Below are 11,916 nucleotides of genomic sequence, written 5' to 3'. Positions count from 1 at the left end.
CACCGGCATGGATTTCCAGCTGCAAAGCGTTCCGCTGCTCTCGCGCATCGGCGCCGACCGCGCCGACCAGCTGCGCACCGACGTCGACGCCGCCGCCGACGGCTGGGCCGATGCCGCACTGTTGCGGGTGGACCACCGCAACCAGGTGCTGGTCGCCGGCGGCCGGGTGGTGCTCGGCGCGGCGCGTACGCTCGCCGACAAACCACCCTCGGACGCCGTGTTTTTGGGCCGCCTGGAGGGCGGTCGGCACGTGTGGGCCATCCGCGGCCCGCTGGAAGCGCCCGAGGACCCCGACGTCCCTGTCGAGGTGGCCGATCTTCGCCGGGCGGGTCAGCTGTTCGACGACGTCAGCGCGCAGCTGGTGTCGTCGGCGTTGGCGTTGCTGAATTGGCATGACAGCGCCCGGTTTTCGGCCGCCGACGGCTCACCGACCAAACCCATCCGGGCGGGTTGGGCGAGGGTCAACCCGCTCACCGGGCACGAGGAATTCCCGCGGATCGACCCCGCGGTGATCTGCCTGGTGCACGACGGCGGCGATCGCGCGGTGCTGGCCCGCCAGACCGTGTGGCCGCAGCGGCTGTTCTCGCTGCTGGCCGGCTTCGTCGAGGCCGGCGAGTCGTTCGAGCTGTGCGTGGCCCGCGAGGTTCGCGAGGAGATCGGTCTGACCGTGCGCGACGTGCGCTACCTGGGCAGCCAGCCGTGGCCGTTCCCCCGATCGCTCATGGTCGGCTTTCACGCGGTGGCCGACCCGAATCAGGAGTTCTCGTTCAACGACGGTGAGATCGCCGAGGCGGCCTGGTTCACCCGCGACGAGGTCCGCGCGGCGCTGGCCGCCGGTGACTGGGGCAGCAATTCCGACTCGAAACTCCTTCTGCCCGGCTCGGTTTCGATTGCCCGGGTGATCATCGAATCCTGGGCCGCGGCCGGCTGAGCCGCCTACCCGGCCAGCTTGGCTTTGATCTCGTTGGCGCTGGGATTGGTCAACGTCGTGCCGTCGGCGAACTTGACGGTCGGAACGGTCCGGTTGCCGCCGTTGACCGAACCGACGAACTCCGCGGCCGCGGCGTCCTGTTCGATGTTCACCTCGTCGTAGGAGATACCGGCGGCCTTCAACATCGTCTTGAGCCGATGGCAGTAGCCGCACCAGGGCGTCGTGTACATGGTCAGGGCAGCGTTACTCATGCCTCGTTTATAGACGGCGTGGCGGACCCCGGGGTTTGTCGGCCTCCGCTGCCAAGATGGACGGCATGCCGGTGACCGCGGACGCCTTGCTTGCCGACCTCGACGAGGAGCAGCGCGAGGCCGTGCTGGCGCCCCGGGGCCCGGTGTGCGTGCTGGCCGGTGCCGGGACCGGCAAGACCCGCACCATCACGCACCGCATCGCCCAGCTGGTCGCTGCCGGCCACGTCGCCGCCGGGCAGGTGTTGGCGGTGACGTTCACCCAGCGCGCGGCGGGTGAGATGCGCGCCCGGCTGCGGACGCTGGGCATCGGCAATGTCCAGGCCGTGACCTTTCACGCCGCCGCGCACCGCCAGTTGCGCTACTTCTGGCCGCGTGTGGTCGGCGACACGGGTTGGCAGCTGCTGGACACCAAGTTCGCCGTCGTCGCCCGGGCCGCCAACCGTGCCGGGCAGCAGCTGAGCACCGACGACGTGCGGGATCTGGCCGGCGAAATCGAGTGGGCGAAGGCGTCGCTGATCTCCCCCGAGCAGTACCCGGAGGCGGTCGCCGCCGCCGGCCGCGACATCCCGTTGGACGCCCCGCGGGTGGCCGCGGTCTACGCCGGCTACGAGTCGCTCAAGGCCCGCAGCGACGGCCCCGCGCTGCTCGACTTCGACGACCTGCTGCTGCACACTGCGGCCGCGATCGAAAACGACGCCGCGGTCGCCGAGGAATTCCGCGACCGCTACCGCTGCTTCGTCGTCGACGAATACCAGGACGTCACCCCGCTGCAGCAGCGGGTGCTCTCGGCGTGGCTGGGGGAGCGCGACGACCTGACCGTCGTCGGCGACCCCAACCAGACCATCTACTCGTTCACCGGCGCCAGCCCGCGCTTTCTGCTCGACTTCTCCCGACGATTTCCCGACGCCACGGTCGTGCGTCTCGAGCGGGACTACCGCTCCACGCCGCAGGTGGTGTCGCTGGCGAACCGGGTGATCGCCGCCGCCCGCGGCCGCGTGGCCGGCAGCAAGCTGCACCTGGTCGGCCAGCGCGACCCGGGCCCGGTGCCGTCGTTTCACGAGCATCCCGACGAGGTTGCCGAAGCGGCCGCGGTGGCCAAGGCCATCGCGAAGCTCGTCGCGGCGGGCACGCCACCGGCGGAGATCGCTGTGCTGTACCGGATCAACGCCCAGTCCGAGGTATACGAGGAGGCGCTGACCGAGGCCGGCATTCCGTATCAGGTGCGCGGCGGCGAGGGCTTTTTCAGCCGTCAGGAGATCCGCCAAGCGCTGCTGGTGTTGCAGCGGGCGGCCGCCCAGGGCGCAGAAGGCGAGTTGCCGGACGTGGTGCGCGGGCTACTGGAACCGCTGGGGTTGACGGCGCAGCCGCCGGCGGGCACCCGGGCGCGCGAGCGCTGGGAGGCGCTGAGCGCCTTGGCCGAACTGGTCGACGAGGAGGTGGCGCACCGCCCGCAACTGGACCTGCCCGGTCTGCTGGCCGAGTTGCGAATGCGCGCCGACGCCCGCCACCCGCCGGTGGTGCAGGGCGTGACGCTGGCGTCGCTGCACGCCGCCAAGGGGCTGGAGTGGGACGCGGTGTTTCTGGTGGGCCTGGCCGACGGCACGCTGCCGATCAGCCACGCGCTGGCGCACGGCGCAGACAGCGAGCCCGTGGAGGAGGAGCGCCGGCTGCTTTACGTCGGAATCACCAGGGCACGAACACATTTGGCGCTCAGCTGGGCGTTGTCGCGGACGCCGGGCGGGCGGCAGAGCCGCAAGCCGTCACGGTTCCTCAACGGGATCGCCCCGCAGACGCAGTCCGACCCGACGCCAAGTAAGCCGCGGCGCAACCGCGGCGCTGCATCGCGTTGCCGCATTTGCAACAAGGCGCTGACCACGCCGGCGGCCATCATGTTGCGCCGCTGCGAGACGTGCGCCGCCGATATCGACGACGAGCTGTTGCTGCGGCTCAAGGATTGGCGGCTGCGCACCGCCAAGGAGCTCAACGTGCCGGCCTACGTCGTGTTCACCGACAACACGCTGATCGCGATCGCGGAAATGCTGCCCGCTGACGACGCCGCGCTGGTCGCGATCCCCGGTATCGGTGCCCGCAAGCTCGAGCAGTTCGGGCCGGACGTGTTGGAGCTGGTCCGCAGCCGCGGCTAAATTCGCAGGTCAGAAAATCGCTTGCCGCGTTGGGCTGCTACGATTTAGCCTCGAACCGCATTCTTACGGCACATGCACGGAAGGAGGGAGCCACGATGATCACCATGAACGCACTCGGCGTAGGCATGGCCGGCGTTGGCTCCCGCCATGCCGCCGCGGCGCCCGCATCGGCCGCGCCGCGTCATCGCCGCATCGCCGCCGCTACCAACGCGTCCGTGGATCGGGGCTCCACCTAGGTTCTAGGAAATAGCTCTCGAAGGCCACGGACTCGAAATCAGATCCGTGGCCATAGTTTTCGGGTCGGCATCCCGCCACCTGGTCCGGATCTTCCAAAGACCGCCAGAGACCAGGAAGGTGATCAGGACATGTCGAGACAGACGGTCCGCGACGAGAAGCTGCCGGAGCTGCCGTGTCATGTCGGCGATCCCGACCTGTGGTTCGCCGACAGTCCCGTCGACTTGGAACGCGCCAAGGCGCTGTGCGCCGACTGCCCGATTCGCGCCCAGTGTCTGGCCGCGGCGCTGGAACGCGCAGAGCCGTGGGGTGTGTGGGGCGGCGAAATCCTGGACCGCGGTTCGATCATCAGCCGCAAGCGGCCTCGGGGGCGTCCACGCAAGGACGCCGTGGCGGCTTAAGCAGCTAGACGACCGCGGTGTCCGGCTCGGCGAAGCCGGGGATCAGCTCCTCCGACAGCGCCTTCATCGGCACATGCGCGTCCAGCTGACACAGGATGGCGCCCACCGACGCCAGCACCCGCATCGGCATCGCCAGCTTCGCCGGCAGATCCAGCTGCCGCACGGTCTTCATTTGTGCCATCGACCGGTCGATGCGGTGGGCGGCCGCCCGCTGCAGCCACTTGCGGTTGTAGTGGAATACCTCCACTTCCACCGGCTCGACGTGCTGGCGCAGCATGTCGTCGATGTCGCGGACCGACACCTGCTGGCCCTTCTGGATCAGGCCCGCCTTTTCCATCGTCGGCAGCAGCAGGTCGTAGTTCTTGTCCCGCGCCAGCCGAATCGACATCCCCAGCTCGATGGGAAAGCCGCCCGGCAGCGGGGCGACCGCGCCGAAGTCGATGACCCCCATCCGGCCGTCGGGCAGCAGCATGAAATTGCCGGGGTGGGCGTCGCCGTGGATCATCTCCAACCGCCGCGGCGCGTCGAAGGTGAGCTCCGCCAGCCGGGTGCCCATCAGGTCACGCTGTTCGGTGGTGCCGTTGCGGATGATCTCGGACATCGGCACGCCCTCGATCCATTCCTGGATGACGACCTTCGGCGCGCTGGCCACGACATGCGGCACCACGAAGTGCGGGTGGTCTTGGTATGCCTTGGCGAACTTGCGCTGGTTGTCGGCTTCCAGCCGGTAGTCCAACTCCATCTCGGTGCGCGAGATCAGTTCGTCGACGACGCCCTGCACGTCGGCGCCGGGGGAGAGTTGCTTGAGCACGCCGACCATCCGCTGCATGGTTTTCAGGTCGGCGCGCAGCGCCTCGTCTGCGCCCGGGTACTGGATCTTGACGGCTACCTCGCGGCCGTCGTGCCACACCGCCTTGTGGACCTGCCCGATGCTGGCCGAAGCCACCGGGGTGTCGTTGAATTCGAGGAAACGCTGCCGCCACTTGGTGCCGAGCTGGGCGTCCAACACCCGGTGCACCTTGTGCGCCGCCAGCGGCGGGGCATCCTTCTGCAGCTTGGTCAGCGCTTCGCGGTACGGCTCGCCGAACTCCTCGGGAATGGCCGCTTCCATCACCGATAGCGCCTGCCCGACCTTCATCGCGCCGCCCTTGAGCTCACCGAGGACGGTGAACAGTTGATGGGCAGCCTTTTCCATCAGCTCGGCGTTGACTTCGTCCCTGGACTTGCCGGTCAGTCGCTTGCCGATGCCCAGCGCCGTGCGGCCCGCGATATTCACCGACAGGCCGGCCAGCTTCGCGTTGCGCGCCGCGCGGCCCCGCTTGATGTCTGTCACATACCCATCATCCATGACGGCCCGACCGTCGCCCGCACCGAGTTGGCAACACGCGATGTCAACAAGAACACAGTGGGTGGCGCGGCCAGTGCCGCGCCACGATCGAGCCGGCATGCACGTCGAACTCCAGAGTGGCGTTCAACGCGGTGGGCGGTCCGGGATCGGGTGCCGTGTCGCCGCCGCGCACCGCACCGATGACCCGGTTGACCTGGCTGAGTGCCAGCGCGGCCGTCGCGAGCAGCGTCGCCCGGTCGGCGGTGCCGACGGCGTCGCGCAGCTGGGCGGCGACGGCCGGCCAGGCGGCATCGCGGTCCCGCCGATGAAGGTCGGCGCACGCCAGGCAGCTGGTCACCCCGGGGATCACGAGCGGTCCGACCAGCCCCGTGCCGTCGCGCACGCGCACTGGCAGATGAGCGACGCGCTGGCTGTGCAGTTCGCGGACCATCCGCGGATCGGCGACCAGGTAGTCCGACAACACCACCAAGTCGGCGCCCGTCTGGGTGACCAGGGCGTGCGGCTGGCTGCTGTGCTTGATTCGGGCGCCCGAGCAGCGCAGCGCCCCGAGCAGCAGGTCCGACAGCGGTCCGCGGCCATGCACCCGTATCGACGCCGACCGCCCGGGCCGCTGGCGACTGCGGGTGGCGACGCCGGCTTCGACCAATTGCGCGACGAGGTCGTCGAGGTCCTGCTCGGAAACCGCGCCCGCCTGCCGGTGCAGCTCGCTGATCGGCAGCGGCGAGTGCATGCTGCGCAGCAGCGCGGCCAGCTTGACGGCGGTCAGGCCGCGGGGTGGCTGGACGAGCACGGCGCGGCGCGGATCCCAGCCGACCTGGACCGCGCCGTCGGGGCGTACCAGCACCGGCATCGCCGGATCAAGCGCGTACAGCGTGCTCGGCACAGTCGCGACTGTGCCACGCCGGGCGTGGGGCTCCGCTCAGCTATCCACAGAGCCGTCGGGACCGGGGTCGGTGCCGCGTTCGAATTCGGCGATCGCCTCGTCGATACCGCTGGTGTCGCCGCCGATGACCCGGTCGATGAAGCCGGCCGGTTCGTCGAGATCCTCGGCGTCGGGCAGCAGATCGGGGTGCTGCCACACCGCGTCGCGGGCGTCGACGCCGGCGGCCTGGGTGAGCCGCTCCCACAGCAGCGCGGCTTCCCGCAATTTGCGCGGACGCAGTTCCAAACCCACCAGTGTGGCGAACGTCTGCTCGGCGGGCCCGCCCGTGGCCCGGCGCCGTCGCAGCGTCTCGGCCAGCGCGGCCGCCCCCGGGATGCGGTCGCCCAGCGCCGCGGTCACCACGGTGTGCACCCAGCCCTCGATCAGCGCCAGCAGTGTCTCCAGCCGCTCCAGTGCCTGGGTCTGCTCCGGCGTCGCCTTGGGCTCGAATACGCCCTGCGTCAGCAGGTCTTCCACCGCGGCCGGGTCGGTGAGCGACGAAGGATTGAAATCCCTTGCCAGTTCCTCGATTCCGGCCATGTCGATCTTCATGCCCTTGGCGTAGGCCTCCACGGCGCCGAGCAGCTGACTGGACAACCATGGCACGTGGCTGAACAGCCGGTGGTGGGCGGCCTCGCGCGCCGCCAGGTAGGTCACGATCTCGCTGCGCGGTTGCTCCAGCCCGTCGGCGAAAGTTTCCACTGCATCGGGCAGCAGTGCGGCAATTCCCTTGGGGCCCAACGGCAAACCGATATCGGTGGACGTCAGCACCTCGCGGGAGAGCCGGCCCAGCGCCTGGCCCAGCTGCGAGCCGAACGCCATGCCGCCCATCTGCGACATCATCGACAGCAGCGGGCCGGCCATGCCCTTGGCCTCCTCGGGCAACGCCGTAGCCCACACCGTGGCGATCTGCTGAGCCATCGGATCGCACAACCGTTTCCACGTTTCCAGCGTGTTGTCCACCCAGTCGGTGGGGCTCCACGCGACGGCCTTGGCGGTGCCGGCCGGCAGTGCGGTCGCCCCGTCGAGCCATGTCTCGGCGAGGTGCACCGCATCGCTGATCGCCGAACTGGTGGCGGCCGGGATCGGCGGCACGAAACCGATCGAACTGGACGCCAGCTGCCGTGCCAGTTCGTAGTTGACCGGACCGGAGGGCTTGCCGGACGCCATCGCGGTGCCGGCGCCGCTGAACATCTGCCCGAGACGGGTGAAGATCTGGCCCAGGTCGGCCATGTCGAAATTGCCGCCCATTCCGAATGGGTCGGTCGAGCCCGAGTCGTCTTTGCCCGGCTTGTCGCGCTCGGGGTCGTCCCCGGCGGAGAAGCCGAAAGGCAGGTCAGCCATACCCCCAACGGTACTCATGGCCGAGCCGCCGGGAGCGGTCCGCGGTCACGCTGACAGTGAACGGCGCTGGTGGCGATCGCCAGCGCGGCGTAGCCGGGCGCAGCGGGTCGCCACCACAACACTTTAGGGTAGGCGACGTGAACAGGCGGATTCTGACGCTGATCGTCGCGCTGGTGCCGATTGTGGCCTTCGGCGTGCTGCTCGCGGTGGTGACGGTGCCATTCGTGTCGCTGGGTCCGGGTCCGACGTTCGACACGCTCGGTGAGGTCGATGGCAAACAGGTGGTCGACATCGAGGGCACCCAGACGCATCCCACGACGGGTCACCTGAACATGACGACGGTGTCGCAGCGCGACGGCCTGAGCCTGGGGGAGGCGCTGACGCTGTGGCTGTCCGGGCAGGAGCAGCTGGTGCCGCGTGACCTGGTCTATCCGCCGGGCAAGTCGCGGGACGAGGTCGACAAGGCCAACAACGCCGATTTCCGGCAGTCCGAGGACAGCGCGGAGTACGCCGCCCTCGGGTATTTGAAGTACCCGCAGGCGGTCACCGTGGCGGCGGTGAGCGATCCCGGCCCGTCGAAGGGCAAGCTGCAGGACGGTGACGCGCTCGACGCGGTCGACGGCACGCCGGTGGCCAACGTGGAGCAGTTCACGTCGCTGCTGAAGAAAACCAAACCCGGTCAGTCGGTCACCGTCGACTTCCGGCGCAAGAACGCCCCGCCCGGTAGTGCGCGGATCACGCTGGGCGCCAACCCCGATCGCGGCTACGGCTTTTTGGGGGTGTCGGTGCTCGACGCGCCGTGGGCGCCGTTCGTCATCGACTTCAACCTGGCCAACGTCGGCGGCCCGTCGGCCGGGCTCATGTTCAGCCTCGCCGTCGTCGACAAACTCACCACCGGCGACCTGGCCGGCGCGAAGTTCGTCGCGGGCACCGGCACCATCACCGCCGAGGGCAAGGTGGGCCCCATCGGCGGCATCGTGCACAAGATGAACGCCGCCCGCGCGGCCGGGGCCACGGTCTTTTTGGTGCCCGCCAAGAACTGCTACGAGGCCAGCTCGGACAAGCTGCCCGGACTGCAACTGGTGAAGGTCGACAACCTGGGGCAGGCGGTGGATGCGTTGCATGCCATCACATCGGGTGGGCAGCCGCCGAGTTGCTGACGCCTGCGTACAGTTGTGACCGTCGATACAAATGAGGACGGTCAGGGAGCGTAAGTAGTGGGAATGCGGCCCACGGCGAGAATGCCGAAGCTTACTCGGCGCAGCCGGATTCTGATCGCGATCGCGCTGGTAGTGATCGTGCTGCTGCTGGTCGGGCCGCGACTGATCGACGCCTACGTCGACTGGCTGTGGTTCGGCGAACTGGGCTACCGGTCGGTGTTCACCACCGTGCTGCTGACTCGCTTTGTGGTGTTCTTGGTGGTCGGGCTGCTGGTCGGCGGCATTGTGTTCGGCGGGTTGGCGCTGGCCTATCGGACCCGTCCGGTGTTCGTACCCAGCAACGGCAACGATCCGGTGGCGCGGTATCGCACCGTGGTGCTCTCGCGGTTGCGGCTGTTCGGAATCGGGGTCCCGGCGATGATCGGCCTGCTGGCCGGCATCATCGCGCAGACGTACTGGGTGCGCATCCAGCTGTTTTTGCACGGCGGCGTCTTCGGCATCAGAGATCCGCAATTCGGCAAGGATCTCGGCTTCTACGCCTTCGATTTGCCGTTCTACCGGCTGGTGGTCAGCTATTTGTTCGTGGCGCTGTTCTTGGCGTTCGTGGCGAATCTGGTGGCGCACTACATCTTCGGCGGCATCCGGCTGTCTGGGCGTACCGGCGCGCTGAGCCGTTCGGCGCGCATCCAATTGATCAGCCTGGTCGGCGCGCTGGTGCTGCTCAAGGCGGTCGCCTACTGGCTGGACCGCTACGAGCTGCTGTCGCACACCCGGGCCGGCAAGCCGTTCACCGGCGCCGGATACACCGACATCAACGCGGTGCTGCCCGCCAAGCTGATCCTGCTGGCGATCGCGCTGATTTGTGCCGCGGCGGTGTTCTCCGCAATTGCCCTGCGGGACTTGCGGATTCCAGCGATCGGTCTGGTACTGCTGTTGCTGTCGTCGCTGATCGTGGGGGCGGGCTGGCCGCTGATCGTCGAACAGATCAGCGTCAAACCCAATGCGGCGCAAAAGGAAAGCGAATACATCAGCCGCAGCATCACCGCGACCCGGCAAGCCTACGGGCTGACCGACGACGTGGTCAGCTACCGCAACTACAGCGGCGACGGGCGGGCCACCGCCGAGCAGGTGGCCTCCGACCGCGCCACCACGTCGAACATCCGGCTGCTCGACCCCACGATCGTCAGCCCGGCGTTCACCCAGTTCCAGCAGGGCAAGAACTTCTACTTCTTCCCCGACCAGCTGTCCATCGACCGCTACCTCGACCGCGACGGCAACCTGCGCGACTACGTCGTCGCGGCCCGTGAACTCAACCCGGACCGGCTGATCGACAACCAGCGCGACTGGATCAACCGGCACACCGTCTACACCCACGGCAACGGGTTCATCGCCTCGCCGGCCAACACCGTGCGCGGTATTGCCAACGACCCCAACCAGAACGGCGGCTATCCGGAGTTTTTGGTCAACGTCGTCGGCGCCAACGGCGGTGTGGTGTCCGACGGTCCGGCGCGGCTGGATCAGCCCCGCGTCTATTTCGGTCCAGTGATCGCCAACACCCCGGCCGACTACGCGATCGTCGGCAAGAACGGCAACGACCGCGAATACGACTACGAAACCAACACCGAAACCAAGAACTACACCTACACCGGCACCGGCGGAGTCCCGATCGGCAGCTGGGTGTCGCGCAGCGTGTTCGCCGCAAAGTTCGCCGAACGAAACTTCTTGTTCTCCAACGTGATCGGCTCCAACAGCAAGATCCTGTTCAACCGGGATCCTGCGCAGCGGGTCGAGGCGGTGGCTCCCTGGTTAACCACCGACAGCGCGGTGTACCCGGCGATCGTCAACAAGCGGCTGGTGTGGATCATCGACGGCTACACCACGCTGGACAACTACCCGTATTCCGAGCTGACGTCGTTGTCGTCGGCCACCGCCGACTCCAACGAGGTGGCGTTCAACCGGCTGGCGCCCGACAAGCAGGTCTCCTACATCCGCAACTCGGTGAAGGCCACCGTCGATGCCTACGACGGCACGGTCACGCTCTATGCCCAGGACGAGCAGGACCCCGTGCTCAAGGCGTGGATGAAGGTGTTCCCGGGCACCGTCAAACCCAAGAGTGACATCACGCCCGAACTGGCGGAACATCTGCGCTATCCGGAGGACCTGTTCAAGGTGCAGCGGATGCTGCTGGCCAAATACCACGTCAACGACCCGGTGACGTTCTTCTCGACGTCGGATTTCTGGGACGTGCCGCTGGACCCCAACCCGACCGCCAGCAGCTACCAGCCGCCTTACTACATAGTCGCGAAAAACCTTGCCAAAGGCGACAATTCGGCGTCGTATCAGCTGACCAGCGCGATGAACAGGTTCAAGCGCGACTATCTGGCCGCCTACATCAGCGCCAGCTCGGATCCCGCGACGTATGGCAAGATCACGGTGCTGACCATCCCCGGTCAGGTCAACGGGCCGAAACTGGCCAACAATGCGATCACCACGGACACCGCGGTGTCGCAAGATCTGGGCGTGATCGGGCGGGACAACCAGAACCGGATCCGGTGGGGCAATCTGCTGACGCTGCCGGTGGCGCAGGGCGGGCTGCTCTACGTCGAACCGGTGTACGCCTCGCCGGGTTCCAGTGATGCGGCGTCGAGCTACCCGCGGCTGATCCGGGTCGCGATGATGTACAACGACAAGATCGGCTATGGGCCGACGGTCAGTGATGCGCTGACGGGGCTGTTCGGGCCCGGCGCCGGTGCCACCGCGACCGAGATCGCGCCGACGGATGCCGGTGCGCCGGCCAGTCCGCCGTCGGGAACGCCGCCGCCGGCCGCCGATTCGGTGCCGGCATCACCCGCGCCGCCGGCCGCGGCCGTTCCGCCGTCGCCGAACGGCGCGACGTTGTCGCCCGCCAAGGCCGCAGCGATGAAGGAGATCCAGGCGGCCATCGCCGCGGCGCGCGATGCCCAGAAGAAGGGCGACTTCGCGGCTTACGGCGCAGCGCTGCAGCGAGTCGACGACGCGATCACCAAGTTCAACAACGCCAAGTAAGGGGTGGGTCGCCTTGGCCGCGAGCGTGCGCGTCCCCGGCCGACACGCCGGGCGTGTCGCCGGGTTTGCGCTCAGTGTCAGGGTGATGGTGCTGCGTTGCGGTGTGTCAGCGTGACAGGGCCGCTTCGTGGTGGTT

Annotated in this window: 9 protein-coding genes; 5 read left to right on the top strand and 4 right to left on the bottom strand. The window is 68.2% G+C overall.

Annotation, left to right across the window (positions count from 1 at the left end):
* Positions 1-7: 7 nt before the first annotated feature.
* Positions 8-931 carry an NAD(+) diphosphatase gene (gene nudC, locus AWC14_RS07620; protein ID WP_057003341.1) on the top strand — a complete coding sequence of 308 codons (924 nt, stop codon included), beginning with the start codon at positions 8-10 and terminating at the stop codon, positions 929-931.
* Positions 932-936: 5 nt separating this feature from the next.
* Here nudC and mrx1 read toward each other — a convergent pair whose 3' ends face one another.
* The gene (gene mrx1 / locus AWC14_RS07615; protein ID WP_045384870.1) at positions 937-1,182 is read right to left on the bottom strand and encodes a mycoredoxin Mrx1; all 246 of its coding nucleotides are present in this window, start codon (positions 1,180-1,182) and stop codon (positions 937-939) included.
* A gap of 65 nt (positions 1,183-1,247) precedes the next feature.
* Between mrx1 and AWC14_RS07610 the strand changes: the two genes are divergently transcribed.
* Together AWC14_RS07610 and AWC14_RS07605 are read left to right on the top strand one after the other, a co-directional pair.
* Entirely contained in the window at positions 1,248-3,326 is a 2,079-nt protein-coding gene (locus tag AWC14_RS07610; protein ID WP_142281602.1) for an ATP-dependent DNA helicase UvrD2, read from the top strand.
* Positions 3,327-3,691: 365 nt separating this feature from the next.
* Positions 3,692-3,961 (top strand): WhiB family transcriptional regulator, encoded by a 270-nt coding sequence (locus tag AWC14_RS07605; protein WP_045384868.1) that lies wholly within the window; start codon positions 3,692-3,694, stop codon positions 3,959-3,961.
* 4 nt (positions 3,962-3,965) lie between these two features.
* On the opposite strand, the gene AWC14_RS07600 is transcribed toward AWC14_RS07605, so the two are convergent.
* The 3 genes from AWC14_RS07600 to AWC14_RS07590 form a co-directional block, all read right to left on the bottom strand.
* Positions 3,966-5,309 (bottom strand): macrolide-binding ATPase MABP-1, encoded by a 1,344-nt coding sequence (locus AWC14_RS07600; protein ID WP_045384867.1) that lies wholly within the window; start codon positions 5,307-5,309, stop codon positions 3,966-3,968.
* 43 nt (positions 5,310-5,352) lie between these two features.
* Positions 5,353-6,159: a cyclodehydratase gene (locus tag AWC14_RS07595; RefSeq protein ID WP_193393841.1), complete on the bottom strand. Its 807-nt coding sequence runs from the start codon at positions 6,157-6,159 to the stop codon at positions 5,353-5,355.
* 69 nt (positions 6,160-6,228) lie between these two features.
* Positions 6,229-7,593, bottom strand: coding sequence for a zinc-dependent metalloprotease (locus tag AWC14_RS07590; protein WP_081968357.1), 1,365 nt, complete (start codon positions 7,591-7,593; stop codon positions 6,229-6,231).
* A gap of 119 nt (positions 7,594-7,712) precedes the next feature.
* Between AWC14_RS07590 and AWC14_RS07585 the strand changes: the two genes are divergently transcribed.
* Both AWC14_RS07585 and AWC14_RS07580 read left to right on the top strand, forming a co-directional pair.
* Positions 7,713-8,735 (top strand): YlbL family protein, encoded by a 1,023-nt coding sequence (locus AWC14_RS07585; protein WP_057003342.1) that lies wholly within the window; start codon positions 7,713-7,715, stop codon positions 8,733-8,735.
* Between the two features lie 57 nt (positions 8,736-8,792).
* Complete coding sequence (locus AWC14_RS07580; RefSeq protein WP_045384864.1) at positions 8,793-11,780, top strand: UPF0182 family protein; 2,988 nt, start codon at positions 8,793-8,795, stop codon at positions 11,778-11,780.
* The last annotated feature ends 136 nt before the right edge of the window (positions 11,781-11,916 follow it).

Source organism: Mycobacterium kyorinense, from assembly GCF_002101735.1.
GTDB classification, from domain to species: Bacteria; Actinomycetota; Actinomycetes; order Mycobacteriales; family Mycobacteriaceae; genus Mycobacterium; species Mycobacterium kyorinense.
The sequence above is the reverse complement of the archived record's forward strand: the minus strand, read 5'-3'. Positions and strand labels throughout refer to the sequence as shown.